Origin of the sequence: Endozoicomonas sp. Mp262 (assembly GCF_025643335.1) — a bacterium.
Lineage (GTDB): Bacteria > Pseudomonadota > Gammaproteobacteria > Pseudomonadales > Endozoicomonadaceae > Endonucleibacter.
Genome location: NZ_CP092489.1, coordinates 3,666,504 through 3,685,158, shown reverse-complemented (window position 1 = coordinate 3,685,158; position 18,655 = coordinate 3,666,504). Strand labels below are relative to the sequence as shown.

General features: G+C 45.5%; 13 protein-coding genes, 1 tRNA gene and 1 CRISPR repeat array. Of the genes, 3 read left to right on the top strand and 11 right to left on the bottom strand.

The window, feature by feature from the left end; translation table 11 throughout:
- Nucleotides 1-334 precede the first annotated feature (334 nt).
- Nucleotides 335-1,060 carry a TVP38/TMEM64 family protein gene (locus MJ595_RS16030; RefSeq protein WP_263078981.1) on the top strand — a complete coding sequence of 242 codons (726 nt, stop codon included), beginning with the start codon at nucleotides 335-337 and terminating at the stop codon, nucleotides 1,058-1,060.
- 186 nt (nucleotides 1,061-1,246) lie between these two features.
- Here MJ595_RS16030 and MJ595_RS16025 read toward each other — a convergent pair whose 3' ends face one another.
- Nucleotides 1,247-1,951: a hypothetical protein gene (locus MJ595_RS16025; RefSeq protein ID WP_263078980.1), complete on the bottom strand. Its 705-nt coding sequence runs from the start codon at nucleotides 1,949-1,951 to the stop codon at nucleotides 1,247-1,249.
- Between the two features lie 115 nt (nucleotides 1,952-2,066).
- On the opposite strand from MJ595_RS16025, the gene MJ595_RS16020 reads away from it, so the two are divergent.
- Together MJ595_RS16020 and MJ595_RS16015 are read left to right on the top strand one after the other, a co-directional pair.
- Nucleotides 2,067-2,474, top strand: a complete 408-nt coding sequence (locus MJ595_RS16020; protein ID WP_263078176.1) for a helix-turn-helix domain-containing protein — start codon at nucleotides 2,067-2,069, stop codon at nucleotides 2,472-2,474.
- Entirely contained in the window at nucleotides 2,458-3,096 is a 639-nt protein-coding gene (locus tag MJ595_RS16015) for an IS630 family transposase (RefSeq protein ID WP_263322441.1), read from the top strand. Before MJ595_RS16020 ends, MJ595_RS16015 begins: the two co-directional genes overlap by 17 nt.
- A 367-nt stretch (nucleotides 3,097-3,463) precedes the next feature.
- Nucleotides 3,464-8,305: direct repeats of the CRISPR family, unit length 29 nt; unit sequence CGGTTCATCCCCTCGAGTGAGGGGAACAC.
- Between the two features lie 121 nt (nucleotides 8,306-8,426).
- Here MJ595_RS16015 and cas2e read toward each other — a convergent pair.
- The 10 genes from cas2e to MJ595_RS15965 all read right to left on the bottom strand — a co-directional run bounded on the left by cas2e (nucleotide 8,427) and on the right by MJ595_RS15965 (nucleotide 18,481).
- Nucleotides 8,427-8,723, bottom strand: a complete 297-nt coding sequence (gene cas2e / locus MJ595_RS16010; protein WP_263078979.1) for a type I-E CRISPR-associated endoribonuclease Cas2e — start codon at nucleotides 8,721-8,723, stop codon at nucleotides 8,427-8,429.
- Nucleotides 8,724-8,725: 2 nt separating this feature from the next.
- Nucleotides 8,726-9,646, bottom strand: coding sequence for a type I-E CRISPR-associated endonuclease Cas1e (gene cas1e / locus MJ595_RS16005; RefSeq protein ID WP_263078978.1), 921 nt, complete (start codon nucleotides 9,644-9,646; stop codon nucleotides 8,726-8,728).
- 31 nt (nucleotides 9,647-9,677) lie between these two features.
- Nucleotides 9,678-10,454 (bottom strand): type I-E CRISPR-associated protein Cas6/Cse3/CasE, encoded by a 777-nt coding sequence (gene cas6e / locus MJ595_RS16000; RefSeq protein WP_263322529.1) that lies wholly within the window; start codon nucleotides 10,452-10,454, stop codon nucleotides 9,678-9,680.
- A complete protein-coding gene (gene cas5e / locus MJ595_RS15995) occupies nucleotides 10,454-11,233 on the bottom strand; it encodes a type I-E CRISPR-associated protein Cas5/CasD (RefSeq protein ID WP_263078977.1) in 780 nt (259 codons plus the stop codon). Before cas5e ends, cas6e begins: the two co-directional genes overlap by 1 nt.
- Before the next feature lie 9 nt (nucleotides 11,234-11,242).
- A complete protein-coding gene (cas7e, locus tag MJ595_RS15990) occupies nucleotides 11,243-12,304 on the bottom strand; it encodes a type I-E CRISPR-associated protein Cas7/Cse4/CasC (RefSeq protein WP_263078975.1) in 1,062 nt (353 codons plus the stop codon).
- A gap of 31 nt (nucleotides 12,305-12,335) precedes the next feature.
- Nucleotides 12,336-12,872 carry a type I-E CRISPR-associated protein Cse2/CasB gene (gene casB, locus MJ595_RS15985; protein ID WP_263078974.1) on the bottom strand — a complete coding sequence of 179 codons (537 nt, stop codon included), beginning with the start codon at nucleotides 12,870-12,872 and terminating at the stop codon, nucleotides 12,336-12,338.
- Complete coding sequence (gene casA, locus MJ595_RS15980) at nucleotides 12,872-14,476, bottom strand: type I-E CRISPR-associated protein Cse1/CasA (RefSeq protein WP_263078973.1); 1,605 nt, start codon at nucleotides 14,474-14,476, stop codon at nucleotides 12,872-12,874. The genes casB and casA overlap by 1 nt, the downstream gene beginning before the upstream one ends.
- Before the next feature lie 165 nt (nucleotides 14,477-14,641).
- A complete protein-coding gene (cas3, locus tag MJ595_RS15975) occupies nucleotides 14,642-17,344 on the bottom strand; it encodes a CRISPR-associated helicase Cas3' (RefSeq protein WP_263078971.1) in 2,703 nt (900 codons plus the stop codon).
- Between the two features lie 365 nt (nucleotides 17,345-17,709).
- A complete protein-coding gene (locus MJ595_RS15970; protein WP_263078970.1) occupies nucleotides 17,710-17,910 on the bottom strand; it encodes a hypothetical protein in 201 nt (66 codons plus the stop codon).
- A 480-nt stretch (nucleotides 17,911-18,390) separates the two neighbouring features.
- Nucleotides 18,391-18,481: transfer RNA gene (locus tag MJ595_RS15965), tRNA-Ser, on the bottom strand.
- Nucleotides 18,482-18,655: the final 174 nt, after the last annotated feature.

Here is an 18,655-nt window from a genome sequence, read left to right as displayed (position 1 = left end):
TTAAAGAAAAACAGATACCACCAAAGTATTACAGGCAATAAAAAAACAGGTATTAACGCCCTACTTATGTTTATCTGACCCCATAGACCATCAGAGCATTAATTGATTTACATCATTATTATGGATATACGGTGTGGTATTTTTTTATGGATCGTTTTATCGTCTGGCGGCTACTTAAACGTTTGGACGCTATTGAACCGGCCAGCCATGAATAATGCAGACCTTCTCCCCAAAAGACCTGATAGCTTTTGCAGGCCTTATCACTCCCCAAGCCCCGTTACGGATTTTTTGCATAGCTGGTGATTTCTCCCGGAATTAAGGAAAGGGTATACTGATGCTAAAAAACAATGGATTAATAGCCCCTATCAAAAGCCATGGCAAGCTCATTCTGGTGATTACCATTTTGAGTATTACGCTTATCTCTGCATACAGAACCGGCCTTTACCAGAAACTGAGTATGGCTGAAATTCAACAATTTCTTAACACCATCAGACAACTCCAGGGACTTGCGCCCATTGCCTACATCCTGACATTTGTCATGGGCTGTCTTTTATTATGCCCCGCCCCCCCTTTTGTCGCTTTTGCCGGAGCACTGTTTGGCATAGTAATGGGTACCGTCTGGACAATCGTTGCAGCAGGCATTGCTGACTCACTCGCATTTCTTATCGCTCGATATGCAGCAAGGGGCCTTGTTTTACGTTGGGCAAAAAATAACAGGAAATTTAACCTTATTGAAGCCGGTATCCAAAAAAACGGATGGAAAATTTTAATCATCACCCGACTGATACCCGCTTTTCCCTACATGCTGCAAAGTTATGCCTTCGGGGTTACCAGTATTCGATTCCACCAATATATTACTGCATCCTGGCTTTGTACAATACCAGGTATTATCGCATTTTCCTGCATGGGTAGCGCCATCCACACAGAACAGCCTCCTGCTCATATTGCTGCCAACCTTACCATTGGCGTCATAATTTTTCTGTTTATTGTCTTTATACCACGTTTCCTGTTCAGTAAATCAGAAAAGCAAAACAAACCGTTAAAACTCCTGTCAAACTAATAAAAAAGGCCTTGATTATCAAGGCCTTTAAAATCGCAGAGGGATAGAAATTCGAACCCTGGATAGGCTATCAACCCATGCCGGTTTTCAAGAGCAAAACATCGTCGTTTAACCTCCTGTTTGTACGGAAAATGACAGACAGACAAGGATCATTACATTAGCGTATACGAATCGTACCAGTTGTATTTATTGCTGTTTTATTCGCAAATTATTAAACCACGGCATGTAGTTTTGATCTTGAAGTTTTGTTAATGCAACTTTAATAATATTATATGTTTTGATTGACACATAGGAACCTGCGGAATATGCTTGTGAATACCAATATAAAGCACTACCAAAATTATTCATTTGAAAAAATGCGAAACCATGTTGACCATTTGCCCGCCTAACAATATTTTTATTTTCAGCATGATTCGCTTTAATAGCTGCAAGCATTTTCATTACAACAGACCATTCTTCGAGAAAAATCAAAGCCGCAACTTCACAGAATTCATACTCAACATTAAGCCCTTTATTATCTTGAGCTACTCTTAAAAGAACCTCTACCTGATAATATCCATCAAATACCGCATTTTCTTTGGCAGAGCGAAACATATCTCTCCACTTCTTACTACCTTCCTCTCCATCAAGTTGTCGCAATTCTGATATAGAGTTTTCGAATAAATCATTAGCCCCAGCTTTACTAACAATTGACTTTTTTTCCTTCATCACCACATGTTTCTTATTCTCCAAACATTGACCCTGCAAGTTTAACGATTGTACAGGGGGAGGTTGAACATATAGTTGTTGAGTTTGAATATGTTGCAATGGCATAAGCACTGGCTGTTGGTTTAGTTGTAGCTGTTGAAAATGCTGAGCAAGTTGTATAGATACACCAACACAATTATGCATGTAAGTACTCACGCAACCGCTAATAGATAAAAATAACTGTACGACCGTTTAATAACTCCCCATTCCAATTTGGCTATACTCATTGCCTAATATCGTTAATTTCGCTGTTGTCACGATGAAAACTGTTGATCCAGTAACCGATGTCGCTGTCATAAAAACATTGAGAGAAGCTATTCGACATGGGCCATATCCGTACCTAAGGGAAAGGGCTCATGCTATTTTACTCAGCATACGTGGTTATTCTATGAGCGAGATTGCTGCAATATTTGAAGTTCGATATCAGACAGTCTCTGACTGGATTGATGCCTGGGATGATTATGGCCTTCGCGGCTTGTACAAAAAACATGAAGGTGGAAAACCACCTATCTATACTGACCAGGAAGCACAACGCATTAGAGAGATTGTCTCCGAGGAACCTCGCAGGCTGTCTTATGTTCAAACAAAGATTGCAGAGGAAACCGGTAAGGTTGCCTCAAAGCAAACCCTGTCGAGACTTTTAAAAAAAGCTGGGACTTGTTTATAAGCGGTTTCGTAAAGCTTGCAGCCATAAGCGCGATGAGGAGCAATTCAGATGTTGCCAGTCTGCCTTGAAAGAGGCCCAATATGCTGAGGATAAAGGGCTTGTCAATCTGTTTTACTTTGATGAATCTGGTTTTAGTCAAGAGCCTTGTGTCCCCTATGGCTGGCAAGAAAAAGGCTCACAGCTAAAAATACCCTCTGTAAAAAGTAAGCGTATCAATGTGCTGGGATTTATGAATCGTGCCAATGACCTTTTCTACTACCCAGTAACAGGTTGTGTTAACAGCGAAACAGTTATCAGTGTCTTTGATGATTTTGCCGCCAGGATGGAAGAACCCAAGTACAGCTCTAATGAGCGCTATACCATCGTCATGGTGGATAATGCCAGCATTCATACCAGCAAACTTTTCAGAGAAAGAGTAATAGACTGGGCAATTGAGAAAAAGCTCTTAGTCTGTTTTTTACCAACCTATTCACCTGAGCTAAACCTGATAGAAATATTGTGGAGAAAAGTGAAGTATGAATGGCTGAACCTGCTGTCAATAATGGATTTCAAGGAATTCGAACAAGAGGTCAAACGTATATTTGATCTATTTGGTCAAAAATATCTGATTTCGTTTGAGTGACTACTTAGAACAGTTGCTCTGTAAGAAAGCTTAACCCACAAATTCGGCAGATAAAATTGCACTTAGCATGAGCAGAGAACAGGAAAAATACGACTATCATTGAGAATGAAAAAGCTCTGAATAACATCATTGAGATAACAGCAAAGATCCACGATGATCCAAGTTTAGATCAAACCCATTCACTTTGACTGCTTATCCAATACATTACCTTCCTGCACAACTATTCCCAGCCTAACTGACCTAATTGGGAATGGAGTAACTGAAGGGGGAATACTTTAGCGTATTCTACCACTCCTCTTCTTGATCCGGCCCTGCCCCTCCCTCGAGAGGAACACGGTTAGGTTCGTTAATGCGTCAAAATTAAATACTGTTCAACCCCTTGAGTGAGGGGAACACCTGGGAGTAATACGCGAAGAGGTAGTGGCGGACGGTTCATCCCCTCGAGTGAGGGGAACACAAAGAGTCAGGCGTTGCCCAGTTGCTCGGTAACGGTTCATCCCCTCGAGTGAGGGGAACACCATAAATCGGTTGGCATTTCTCGATTTCCTGCCGGTTCATCCCCTCGAGTGAGGGGAACACATCATGACCATCTCTCCAAAGCATATAAGTACCGGTTCATCCCCTCGAGTGAGGGGAACACGTCTAAATTCAAATATTGTTCAATACTTGAATCGGTTCATCCCCTCGAGTGAGGGGAACACATAATAACCCTCCCGATAAGCATTTGATTTATCGGTTCATCCCCTCGAGTGAGGGGAACACGCCTGCCTGCCTGTCATTATGAAAACATCACTGCGGTTCATCCCCTCGAGTGAGGGGAACACGATCAAAAAAACAGGCGTCAATCACAAACTGCCGGTTCATCCCCTCGAGTGAGGGGAACACGGCGATTTTCAAGGCGGTTACTTTCTGATAGTCGGTTCATCCCCTCGAGTGAGGGGAACACGTATTGTTTAATAATTGGCTGGCAACGGTTCATCCCCTCGAGTGAGGGGAACACTAATCATGGATGCCATGAATAGCGATTTCTGCCGGTTCATCCCCTCGAGTGAGGGGAACACTATACTAAAGGCATTAAAAACTACACAGCAGGCGGTTCATCCCCTCGAGTGAGGGGAACACAATTTTCGTTAGAAGTGCCTCGCAATTAGTGCCGGTTCATCCCCTCGAGTGAGGGGAACACGTATTATGTGTCGTATTTGAACTGCTGCTACTGCGGTTCATCCCCTCGAGTGAGGGGAACACGATGATGCGCTTGATGATGGCAGCGGTGGCGGCGGTTCATCCCCTCGAGTGAGGGGAACACTCACCACTGACTTCTACCCAAAAGACAGCCACCGGTTCATCCCCTCGAGTGAGGGGAACACCTGTGAGTGTTCCAAACATTACCGCCCCCTTACGGTTCATCCCCTCGAGTGAGGGGAACACTACAAACAAACAAAAATACAGTTAACAGATGGCGGTTCATCCCCTCGAGTGAGGGGAACACCATCCCTGAAAACAGCATACGACAGAAATTAACGGTTCATCCCCTCGAGTGAGGGGAACACGAACGGCCAGCCGGTATTTTGAACGACTGGTAAGGTTCATCCCCTCGAGTGAGGGGAACACGCTTGAAGGTCGTCTGGATGATGAGACTGGGGACGGTTCATCCCCTCGAGTGAGGGGAACACATATCAGCGACGGTTTTATAAGACCGAATAGGCGGTTCATCCCCTCGAGTGAGGGGAACACTACTACGTTGTCCTCAGCATTTAAATGTAATTCGGTTCATCCCCTCGAGTGAGGGGAACACCAAACGTGACCGCCCCGAAATGATTTCCCGAACGGTTCATCCCCTCGAGTGAGGGGAACACACTATACACTTACGTTTAAATTGACACGATTCCGGTTCATCCCCTCGAGTGAGGGGAACACTTTTGCATAGCCTATGCTGGTTCAACATCGGCCGGTTCATCCCCTCGAGTGAGGGGAACACGATCAAAAAAACAGGCGTCAATCACAAACTGCCGGTTCATCCCCTCGAGTGAGGGGAACACGGCGATTTTCAAGGCGGTTACTTTCTGATAGTCGGTTCATCCCCTCGAGTGAGGGGAACACGTATTGTTTAATAATTGGCTGGCAACGGTTCATCCCCTCGAGTGAGGGGAACACTAATCATGGATGCCATGAATAGCGATTTCTGCCGGTTCATCCCCTCGAGTGAGGGGAACACTATACTAAAGGCATTAAAAACTACACAGCAGGCGGTTCATCCCCTCGAGTGAGGGGAACACAATTTTCGTTAGAAGTGCCTCGCAATTAGTGCCGGTTCATCCCCTCGAGTGAGGGGAACACGTATTATGTGTCGTATTTGAACTGCTGCTACTGCGGTTCATCCCCTCGAGTGAGGGGAACACGATGATGCGCTTGATGATGGCAGCGGTGGCGGCGGTTCATCCCCTCGAGTGAGGGGAACACTCACCACTGACTTCTACCCAAAAGACAGCCACCGGTTCATCCCCTCGAGTGAGGGGAACACCTGTGAGTGTTCCAAACATTACCGCCCCCTTACGGTTCATCCCCTCGAGTGAGGGGAACACTACAAACAAACAAAAATACAGTTAACAGATGGCGGTTCATCCCCTCGAGTGAGGGGAACACCATCCCTGAAAACAGCATACGACAGAAATTAACGGTTCATCCCCTCGAGTGAGGGGAACACGAACGGCCAGCCGGTATTTTGAACGACTGGTAAGGTTCATCCCCTCGAGTGAGGGGAACACGCTTGAAGGTCGTCTGGATGATGAGACTGGGGACGGTTCATCCCCTCGAGTGAGGGGAACACATATCAGCGACGGTTTTATAAGACCGAATAGGCGGTTCATCCCCTCGAGTGAGGGGAACACTACTACGTTGTCCTCAGCATTTAAATGTAATTCGGTTCATCCCCTCGAGTGAGGGGAACACCAAACGTGACCGCCCCGAAATGATTTCCCGAACGGTTCATCCCCTCGAGTGAGGGGAACACACTATACACTTACGTTTAAATTGACACGATTCCGGTTCATCCCCTCGAGTGAGGGGAACACTTTTGCATAGCCTATGCTGGTTCAACATCGGCCGGTTCATCCCCTCGAGTGAGGGGAACACACGCTCGCCAGACCCGGTTTGTTGATTTTTATCGGTTCATCCCCTCGAGTGAGGGGAACACATCATCAAGCCCGCCCACTGCCCGGTTATGATCGGTTCATCCCCTCGAGTGAGGGGAACACTACTGAGGCGAGTCTCAAGCCTGGAAAGCAAACGGTTCATCCCCTCGAGTGAGGGGAACACTGCTTATAAGCCCACTTGACACAACTGGATAACGGTTCATCCCCTCGAGTGAGGGGAACACCACCTGCAAATAAATGGCAAAAAGTTAATAATCGGTTCATCCCCTCGAGTGAGGGGAACACACACGCCACACTTACCCAGAACCACATTTTTACGGTTCATCCCCTCGAGTGAGGGGAACACATTGTCTGATAGCTGATAACACCATCAGCATTCGGTTCATCCCCTCGAGTGAGGGGAACACGAGTCTGTCCTCCAGATCGGGAACAACAAAACCGGTTCATCCCCTCGAGTGAGGGGAACACTGTATAAAGTGTATGTATTATACAAACATACACGGTTCATCCCCTCGAGTGAGGGGAACACGTACCTCTTGTGTTAGCCGTGAGTATTTAACACGGTTCATCCCCTCGAGTGAGGGGAACACGTATTAATGCGTTCCAGTGTATTGCCGTCCATGCGGTTCATCCCCTCGAGTGAGGGGAACACGTTATCCTGTCATCTATTGGCTCGCCTTTTGACGGTTCATCCCCTCGAGTGAGGGGAACACAACACACAACAGACAAGCTAATTATGTTGTGCCGGTTCATCCCCTCGAGTGAGGGGAACACTGCGCGCAACGAAATTTTGTATCGTATCCCTTCGGTTCATCCCCTCGAGTGAGGGGAACACAACCCAAGAGCGCAAAAGAATTTGGAGAATCGCGGTTCATCCCCTCGAGTGAGGGGAACACTTATGGAGGTAATCGGTTCTACAACTGGCTATCGGTTCATCCCCTCGAGTGAGGGGAACACACCAGGGAGATAGCGTCCTCATCGCTGATAGGCGGTTCATCCCCTCGAGTGAGGGGAACACGGGAGGCTTTACCTATACTCCTGCATACTTGACGGTTCATCCCCTCGAGTGAGGGGAACACCAGAATTATAGAAATAGTCAGTTAATGGAAACCGGTTCATCCCCTCGAGTGAGGGGAACACAAACAGCCTGCCCGAAATCGCAAGGTTAGTTTCGGTTCATCCCCTCGAGTGAGGGGAACACCCGGCATATCAAGCCCACAGGACTCAATATGACGGTTCATCCCCTCGAGTGAGGGGAACACGGGGGTAGGCAAATCTCTACAGAGTCAACCCCCGGTTCATCCCCTCGAGTGAGGGGAACACTTATTATTCTCTATAGCCCTTATATATCAAGGCGGTTCATCCCCTCGAGTGAGGGGAACACAATATCACAGAAGCACCAGAAACAGATCAAACCGGTTCATCCCCTCGAGTGAGGGGAACACACAACCTGTTTGGATATGCTGACACGGTTGTCCGGTTCATCCCCTCGAGTGAGGGGAACACGGGTTGGGTACGGGTTGTGAATTTCTGGAGGCCGGTTCATCCCCTCGAGTGAGGGGAACACATAAAATCCATTTGCAAGGGTTTCTGGTCGGCCGGTTCATCCCCTCGAGTGAGGGGAACACATGAGGTAATAGGCTTTGTGTGCTATTTTCAGCGGTTCATCCCCTCGAGTGAGGGGAACACATGGGCAGGACTTCGCACTCCGACGGAAACACCGGTTCATCCCCTCGAGTGAGGGGAACACACGCTACAGCCCTTTAAAATCAAGGGGTGTAGCGGTTCATCCCCTCGAGTGAGGGGAACACGGCGGTCTTTCTGGTGACAGTGCTATTACCATCGGTTCATCCCCTCGAGTGAGGGGAACACGATTGGTGCGCCTTTGGCCTTCCTGCTTACTAGCGGTTCATCCCCTCGAGTGAGGGGAACACGCCTGATCCTTACCTCATCTTCACCAGTGATAGCGGTTCATCCCCTCGAGTGAGGGGAACACAGTCAGGTTATCGGTGAGTACAATGCAGGCACCGGTTCATCCCCTCGAGTGAGGGGAACACTCTAAACGTATGCTATTGATTTATATGCAATAATTGGATATTACAAATTCCACCAGAATCCAGTATCTGTATCTTGAAAAAATTTCATCTCATTGTTAAAGAACAATATGACCCGGAAGGGTCAATGAGAGTCAGCATCCGGAAGAAATGAAACCAGGCGAAGGCCATCATAATCAACAGGCACTCGACGATTAATTCCATAGGTCTGAAAATCAAACCCTGATTCAGTATTGGTAGCCCAAGCCATGGCAACATTCCCATCTTCAGCTAAAGCACTGACCTGTTGCCAAATCATTTCCCGAATTCGACGTGATACATCTCCAACATAAACACCGGCCCGAATTTCAAGTAGCCAAATCGCCAAACGTCCCCTTAAGCGAGGTGGAACGCTTTCTGTCACAACAACAATCATACTCACATTTAGCCACTCCTGTGTCCTTGATCACCAAGCTTAACCGGGTCTGGAATAGCTGGAGGCTGACTATCAATTGGAGATACCGGAGGATTTATTTCCCCTGCCGCCAAAACCTCTTCAATCATTGGAATGATTTTTTTTAATAGCTTTGTAGTGCGGAAAGCATCCCGGCAGGCAATTCTTACAGCCCGTTCAGGATGGACTGGATTTTTAGCAGCAGTCTGAAACGTAACAGGAACCACCGTATCGAACTTGTATAGGTCAGCGATATCATAAACAAACGACAATGGCTTTCCTGAATGCAAAAAACCAATGGCAGGCGCATATCCTGCCGCAAGCACAGCTGCTTCGGTCACTCCATATAAGCATGAAGTCGCCGCACTTATGCATTGATTGGCTATATCCCCGGCAGCCCAGTCTTTTGGGTCATATTTACGCCCCTGCCATTTTACCCCATACTGTTTTGCCATCAATTGATAGGTTTTACGAACTCTCGCTCCCTCTATTCCTCGCAGCTGATCCACAGAGCGACGAGCAGGAGCAGCTTCCCCAAAACGAATCTCAAACATTTTCCGAACAACTTTTAGCCGGAGATCTTCGTCTAATGCCAGTTTTGCCTGGTACAGCAGCTTATCGGAACGAGCTCCGCCAGGCTGGCCAGCGGAGTATAAGCGCACCCCAGCCTCTCCAACCCAGATCAGTAAAGTCCCTGTTGTAGCAGCTAATTTAACGGCAGCATGGCTCACCCGTGTCCCAGGCTCAAGCATGATGCAAGCAACAGACCCTACAGGGATGTGCTTGCGCTCCCCATGCACTTCATCCAGTACAACAAATGCCCCCTCCTTAACGTCAATTCGGCCAAAATATACAAAGACCATCGATACCCGATCTTTAATCGGAATGGGCTTTAGAGGGATATATGACACCCCTGATCTCCTTTCTTTATCCCAATAACCATTATGTCCGCTTGATCAGTAGCAAACCGCAGCCAAACGCTTTAGCGGGACCTATACCTCTAAACAAAGCAGAGATAAATTTCTCAGGTTCTGTTATTGCAAGTACCCCCTCATAGTCCAATGCACTAAAACCAGCATTGCGCCCTTTTTTTGGCAAAGCATGCCATTGGTATCCTGATGACTGAACCGAACCCTCCATTACAGTAAAACCATTAGCGACTCCCCGCTTAGATAGCCATTGCACCGAAGCATTGGTCATTTCTATTTGGATAGCATCGCTCATTCTCTGAAATCCTTCCTCTCCAGAGAAATCATCATGGCTGGCTAATAAACACCGTAAATTACTTTTACTACCAGACATAGGTATTCCCCGCTCAATACAGTTTTTCTTCAACCACTGATATTGCGCATCCATAATCACATCATGGCGAGTAGAATTTTTCTTGCCCTCAACCCGGCGGGTTATAGTCGGATTAGCTCTCAGGCAAAAACTTAATTGATCATCCTCTTTAAGCTTTGGCTGGAAACATTTACTTTCTATGTTAAAAAATGGATTGTCTGCTTTTGGTTTAGTGCGTGAAAGCACATAATAAAGCGGCAAATTCCTGTATTCTTCAAGCTGGTCTCTGACCTGCTCCTCACGAAAAAGAAAACGCTCGTTTTGGTCAAATAAGTCCCACAGTAGTCGATGCATGGCATAACAACTATCCCTGAGAATATGGCCCAATTGAGAGTGTTTTGCGATAGCTGGTGTCAGCTGTATTCGGGATAGGTACATCAATCTTTCTCCCTGTTGCACATCCACCAATTTTCCTGCCTGGGAAGAAATTGCCAACGATTACGTGAGAATGGCTGATCATAGCGAGTCAGTACGTGTACCTGTGATGGATCAAATCCTGCCACTGATTCTGAAAAAGCATTCAAATCACCCTCCCAGTAATAATGAGTGATACGATCTTCAGCCAACCATCGAGATTGACAACTCCACTCAGGTCGCTCCTCATCAGATAACAAAGCTCCAGGTTGATAACAGTCCAACCCCTCCCGAAAGTTATTGACATCAACAACCCGGGGATTGAGGGGAGCACATAAAGGGCATGATTTACGTCCAAGATATAGGTGATACTTGGGCTTTAGTAACGCTTCCTTCAATTCCTGCAATGTCCAACAAGCAGAAGGCGTTGTTGTGACGGCTACAATGGCATGAAAATCAGTGCGGTACTCACGGGAAGACAGCACTGTTTTCAACCGTTCTTTACCTACTACCAACTCATCCCGACGGGTGCGATAGCTAAACTTACCCACTGAATCAGGTGCTTGTGATGTATGATAATCCTTGAGCAGCTGTCCAGAGTTCACTAGTTTTATCGCTGTCGTATAACCAGTCGCAAGCTCTGTTTGCTTTTTTTCATTATTTCGGTCAAGACCCAGAGCGGCTCCTAACAATCCTAGAATGGCTGACTTACCTGGGTAAGTTGCTGTATGACGGTTTTCACCAACAGCTATTTCCCCCCAGCTTGCCATTGCTCCATAAAGGCGAAAAACAAGGTGGTTCATGACAACCTCTTATTCGCTAACAAATGCTAACAGTTCATCCATTCTCCCGTTCCCGTTAAAAGCATTCATAGAATACCGGGCATCAGCACATTTTCCATATACTTTGTCAAAACCATCCAACTGTTGTTCCAACGCACTGACTGCGGCTAAACCGTAATCACCTGCCTGCCTTCCAATCGGCTTAAGAAAAGCAACCGCAAGCGAACGGGGAGTCTGATCACCGCTCTCTGCCAGCACATAAGATGCATATGCACGGCTACCAAAGCTATTCTGTTTTCCATGAGGTGATTCTTTCAATGCTGCTTCAGTCAGTGCAGCAACAGCTCTGTCAGCCAAAGCTTTATTACCACCTAAATTATCAATAAGCTGCTCTTTATTAATACAGATATAGGAATAAAACAGTCCCGCAGCAAAACCCGTTTCCCCAATGTGAGCCGCCCCTACATCTTCAGAGGTGTCATTAAGGTCATCAACCGCAGTAAAGTAATCATCTTCAATAGTGACTGAGTGAACACTGATAGGATGAGCAACCTGACATGCTGCCTCAACATTATGTGCTGTTTTCGATGCCAGCATCCTACCAAAAAGCGCAATATCTACAGCCTGCTCTTCCGCCCGCAATAGTTCCAACTCTTCTTTCTCAGGTGCCCTTCGCTCAGTAATCAGACGTTGAGCAAGTACATCAATGGCTTTTTTTTCAGCAGCACTAACATGTACCAGTTGTTCTATTTCTAATCCTATTAACGGGTTATCCTTTTCTCCTTTCTTGAACTTTCCAAACTGTCCAGCAATACTTTGAGACCAGACCAGTGCTTGTTTATCACCAATACCGCCATCAATTAGGGAACGGTATATTTCAACCCCCAGCATTTTTGTTCGAGTCCCCAAACGCCCTTGCATTGAGTGCTGAAACTGGTCTGATGTGCGCCATGTTCTTTTAATGCACTGGGAAGAAATACGCAACCTATCAGCTCCACCCATTTTGGCTGTTTTAGGTCGGCCATTATCATCCCTGTTTAAATTAGCAGGCGGATAAGAGGTAAGAATATGTAATTGGATAAAGCGACTCATTATTTACTCCTGTTATAACCAATAATCTCGCCTACTCTTTAAAAGCAGCGTAATAGTCTGATGCCCAGCGAACAGCCAGTCTATCCATTGGCTTATTAGCCGGTCCCTGCCGTGACTCATCTAACCAATGCAAAATATCATTAGCTAATGAGGTGATATTGACTCTCCCATCCAGTAACGCAATCGCCCTACATATACGCCGGAAAAAATCTTCTTCTGTATGACTTTTTTGTAACTGCTGAAATCGCAATTCACTCATTACCGCTTTACCTGCTCCTTCCTTGGGCATAGCAAGCGCCCTGGCAAAGCTAATACGGTCATTTTCACTCTTGTATTTAACTCGTGCCAAAACCGCTGCGACCATTGCACTGTCAGTTAACGGCATCCAGGGTTTATTGTCTGACCAGTACGAAGGCATGGTCTGTAAAAATCGAGCAAATGCAGGGGTCAGTAAAACATCATCAGGAGCCTGTGCCCTACGTAATTGAGCACGATCTCCCCTATTGCCTTGAAGTGCTGACCACCATGATTGGAGCGCTTTATAATCCTCAGTTTTTAACTTTTTCATCAAGCAGCCTCTTTGCCAGATCGAGTAATATGATCCAATCCCTTTAATGATTTTGGCATTGACTTGGCGTTATAAAGCCTGGCTATAAGCAAGCGCCTTGCCCCCATAATACGCTTCATGGGCATGTCCTCAGCCTCTCCTTCCAACACCCAGTGATCAAACAGAGTTTCAGCTGTCTTTCTAAGGGTTATCAGCCATTTTTCTGCAATCGATATAGGCATCAAGCGACTCTTACCTATATGAACGACCAAGCCATGTAGTAATTCATAAAAGGAGGTTTCCGTCGCTTGCCAGAAAGATTGGTCAATACTGCTTATATCACCACTGGCATCCTTAGGTCGTTCAAACCAGGCTGATTTAACCTGACTTCGCAGCAGTTTTACGGTGTCTTTTGCTGCATCTATTAACTGGCTAACAAAGTGAATAAAGTCTTCGCGATAATCTGAGTGGATATTAAGAAGCGGCATTCGCTGCTCATACCAGCAACGTGCCTTCATGTTATCCATGTCGTAGCCAAAGCACCATAAACGCACAGTATCAAGGCTATCATCGCTGGCCTCACTAACCCTGGAGTTATTAAATTCAGTCGTAATCTGTGCGGCTTCATTATTATCATTATCCTTCCAGACCAATCCTAACCAATGCTGATAACCCAACCCTCCTTGCCGCCCCTTGAGACTCAAAGGTGGCTTTTCGTTTTTAGGATCACGCTTGTAAGGTGAAAGAGGATGAACCCAAGCTCCCTCATAATTGATCCCATAATTCTTTGTCCGATAATGAGTTATTAACTCATCAACTTGACTGCCACACAAATCACACTGGCCCGGCTGCCTATTTGCCACTTCCAGACGAATTCGCCTTGGCATTCCCCAGTATGCCTGTAAGGGGCTGGCATCTTCAGGATAGGTTGCCCTCCCCTTTTTATCCGATAAACGTGTAGAAGCCAGCCACGGAAGGACAGAAGTACAGCCTGGCTCAACAGTTTCATAACCTTCGGCATGATCCTGTGGCAGAATGTTCAGCCAGATTTTTCTCCATAAGGGTGCGGTTGTTTGGGGTAACAATAAAGTGGTCATAGGCCCGCCACCTCGAAGACCCACACGATGGCCAACACCACCGGAAGGAGCATTGCTTTGCAAAGTAAACAGCGCCGTAGCGGCACACGCTTCGCAACAACCGGTTACGCTATCTCGCTTAACAAAATGATCTAGATTGTCTTTTATCGTTTTACCGCCTGGAGCATCAATTAATAATGCTGCAATAGGCTTTTTTTCACCTTCTGCCAGGTCGAAATCCTGCAAAAACGCGGGACCATCTGGATTGATCAGCTCAAAATATGGGGCAAATGGCTGAAGAGCCGTTTTTAATTCTTTTGCTGTTGGTGGTGTTTCCCAATACTCCAACCATTGATCATGATCTTCTGGCGAGAATACAGTTTGTAATAACCCAATGAGAAATTGATAATTGCCTCCTAGAAAATCCGGGCGAGATGCCACCAGTTCTATCACCGGGTTTTCCTGCTCCGCAATTTGCCAGGGAGCTATTTTGTGCTGACTGCCATCTTCCCTGAGAGCATCGAGCCACTGGCTTTCGATACTATTCATACTGATTGACCTTATTATAAATAAGTCGTGTTATTCTAATGGCACAGAATAGTATACCTGCTTTTCAAAACACACAAGAGCAATTATTATCGGAGCCTGTACCCCAGCTCTCTGGGAATGAACCGTCGTGGTATTCCATTAAAAATGTTCCCCGCTATCGCGGGGTTATTTATCCGGCAACCAACCTCTATTTGGACAATAGTTATTCACTATATCTCCAATCAAGGGAAATACCGGGAGCCATTTCACGGATGGTTGACTCTGTTTTAATTGCTCTACTGTTATTACCCAATCACCTGGAATTTTTTCTTTAGCCTGCTCCCACAATTCTATCGGTAAATTAATCTGACTCAGCGCCCATGGATGATCACCCCTTTCTGCATAGGGCTGTAATTCACCCTGCCCATCAGGTTTTACCAACACAACAGTTATGCTATTTGCCGATAAGCGAGTAGGAATATTGATATCATTATCCCAACCACTGCATTTCCCACCACTGGCCAGGTTATACCCTTTTTCCATGAGAAGCCGGTTAAAATTCCCCATATTACGCCGGGAGATTTCTTCAGCCTCCGCTTCCTGCGACACCTCCTCCAAAACGGCAGGTATCAAGTCTTGTGCCACTTCACCATAAACTCCCTCAATAAGATAACGCGCATCTTCAGGCATCCTGAAACCTTTTTTATCTCGAAGCAGCTTGCTGGTTAGCCAGAGCTGGCCTACATGTTTATAGACAGACTGTGTTCCCGGTAACACATAACGTAGCCAGTTTTTATCTTCTACTGCTTCAGGATCTGGAGAAAGCAGATAAAGACAGGGCCCATCTCGAAGATCATTTTGACTACCTTCCAAAGGATTTCCTGATTTATCACGGATATGCCTTTGTAGCCGCCCTGCTCGCTGAATGAGTAAATCAATGGGTGCCAAATCTGATATCATTACATCAAAATCCAGATCCAGGCTTTGCTCCACAACTTGAGTAGCAATCAGGATTTGCCCCCTACGCACCTCCTGTTTTGACCGTTTACCAAAGCGATCAATTACATCACATTCTATAGATTGGCGATCTATCATCGCAAATCGACTATGGAACAATGTCAAACAGTCTTTTAGCGTTTGATCCTGACTTAACTTTTGAAATACAGAAAGAGCATCATTAACAGTATTTCGAACCCAGCAAATACAGCGGCCAACTCTTACTGCCTGCTTTATTACCTGAATAGCATCTTCTTCACTGGTAATATGTTTTACCTTTACGGATCGACGAACACTATCCCGGGTATCCACCCGGTATTCAAGCAAACCCGACATGCGCCGGTAATGAGATACCAATGGGTAAGCACTTGTTTCATTTAATGCCACTGAATACGCATCACTATGTAGACCTGAAGCATAAGCATCTACCAGTTTTTTCCTGAGAGCACTAGGCAAGGTCGCGGACATCAAAATAACACTGCCTCCTTGTGCCGCATGAGCCTTTAATAAAACAGAAAGTAGCTGCTGCATATACGTGTCATAGGCATGAACTTCATCTACCAGTAATACCTTGCCCGATAACCCTAAGAGTCTTAAGGACTGATGTTTAGCCGGTAAAATTGCCAGCAAAGCCTGATCGATAGTACCTACCCCAATATCTGCCAATAACGCTTTTTTTCGGCTATCAGCCAGCCAGGCATTACAGTAAGCTGAGGCCGAATAATCATCTTTATCATAATCCTGATCTTGCGGTTGCTCATTAATCTGTACAGATTGCCGAAAGGCCTCAGATAATTGACTTGCACCATGAGCGAGCACCAGTGAAGGTGGCTCTCGCTCCGTACTGGAATAAAGTGACCGATAGCTTGCCGCTAACCGGCTATACATAGCATTGGCAGTTGCCATAGTCGGAAGCCCTACATACAACCCCTGCGCAAGGCCAACACTCATCAACCGGTGAGTGAGTATCATTGCTGCCTCGGTTTTACCTGCACCTGTTACATCCTCCAGAATAAAAAGCTGTGGTTCATTAACAATCATCACCTTCTGAGCAAAATCCTGAAGAGGGGTAGGTGTTTCAATAAAATCAAATTGCTGTTGAATAGAGGTAAATGCCTCTACCTGACGAGGTTTAAATGCAGCTTTATCCAGCGTTTTTTTAGCCTGTTTTATCGCGATTTTTTCCCAATAATCTTCCAGAGGTATAGGGTCAGGCTTATATTGAAAAACTGTTTGATCTGATCCAAGCCAGTCCGCTAATACAGCTATACCAGCCAGCTGCCATGAACCCCGTGCTAATGCATTTCTATCAATCTTCTCAAGGGGAGTAAAATCTGGCTCCAATAAAGTTATCAAATCCCGAACGAAGGCTTCAGCAGATCGTTCATCATCAGCAAGCAGTAATGATCGAATATGTATATTATTTTTAGGTGGCTGGCCATGGTGACCACACACCACTTCCAGCCAACTTTTAATTACAGCACTCTTTACAGGCACAACGTCTCTAAGGCGTTTAACTAATATTTTCTGCCATAAGCCAAACCCCAGAGAATCATGCCTGGCCTTGCTGGAATCATAAAGTTCACAATTTTCTTCATAAGGCACCAGCTGCTCAGATAAACCAGGCACTAAATTCTGAAATGCCCGGCAAAATTTACCTACATCATGCAAGGCCAAACAAAAGGTAAACCAGTTCTGCAACCACCCCGTATCAACCTCTAGTGACATTGCCAGCTGTCGAGATAGAGCTTTATTTGGATCGAGCAAGTAGTAGCCAACAGCAGCGACATCCAAGCAATGGTAAGGCAATAAGTGATAACTTTTATCACCATACTGACCATCAGACTTTCCAGCCTTTCCCCAATACTTGTAATAATCAGGTATTTCTTTCACTAAATCCTCATCACTCAACATTACCTTTAAAAAACGACTCCATTGTCTCACCAAAATGAAGTAATCAATTTGATATCTAGCAAATGATTAAATAATGAAAACCATGAAATATCATTGCCTAACAAGAAAGTAATAGCCATGACACGCAAAAAATTGATTCACGAAAGAATAAAAAATCATCGCTACAGTATAATTAGCACTTTATTTCAATGCGTTTACTAAATTCAGTGGCTGGGAAGCCACCGAAGTTTAGTGGTGCGCTGGGTATGGGCTAAAAACAGCGCCCTATTTATTAGTAGTTTTCTACTTCCCTATACCGCATCCACCATCTATTCAGCGCTTCCAAAGGTTTTACAAAGAGCAGCTCACCCCGAAACGGCTATGGTTTTCAACTTGAGGTCCCAGTCAATGCACGCCTCTTCACAGGGGCCTATTTCTGACATCATTCCATAGGCAACAACCATCAGGGCCAGCAGCATTATTGCCACTGCGTTATTTCCTATTGAATCCAGCCATCCCCGTACATCAAATAACCAATCAAATATCGATGATCCTAACTTTTTCATAACACTTAATTATTATTAGATTTATTGAGTTAAGGTATACAGCATCATAAATAGTTATAAAGAAAAACTAAAGTACTGTTTATGTTCTGCTGCCAAAGTATTGACCTCTCAACTATCAATATCTTTATTTTTCATAAAAAGATTATCTGGTTTATTTGCTCAGAACGCATCCACAATAATGACTACAACAGTCGTAGGTAATGGCACTTCTACTGTAATGAATGTTGCTAGAAGTGGTGTAAGTTCAGGAACTGTCACAGGAGCATCTATTGTGGGTGCGGTGCTTGTAGTGTGTATTGCAATCACTGCTGTAACTCTTTGTCTTATAAAAAAGAAATGACAACAGCGCAGCTACCAAACTACCAGAAAGTAACTACTTCAGAATCTACAAATCCAGCCGAAATAACATTTTCACCGGACGAATAATCACAGATACGAAAAAACCCCTTGCAATCGCTGATTTACAAGGGGTTTTCAATATGGCGGAGGGACAGGGATTCGAACCCTGGATAGGCTACTAACCTATGCCGGTTTTCAAGACCGGTGCATTCAACCGCTCTGCCATCCCTCCGGTGTTGCCCTGTGCTTCAGGGCGAGGCAAATAATAATGATTTTTCGTTTTCTGTCAACTTCTTAGCCCATCTTTTTCTATAGATTACTTTATAAACATTCGGGATTGACCCATAATGAGCCGATAATAACATCATGTACCCTTTACACTGGGCTATAACCCTGCTCCCAGGGT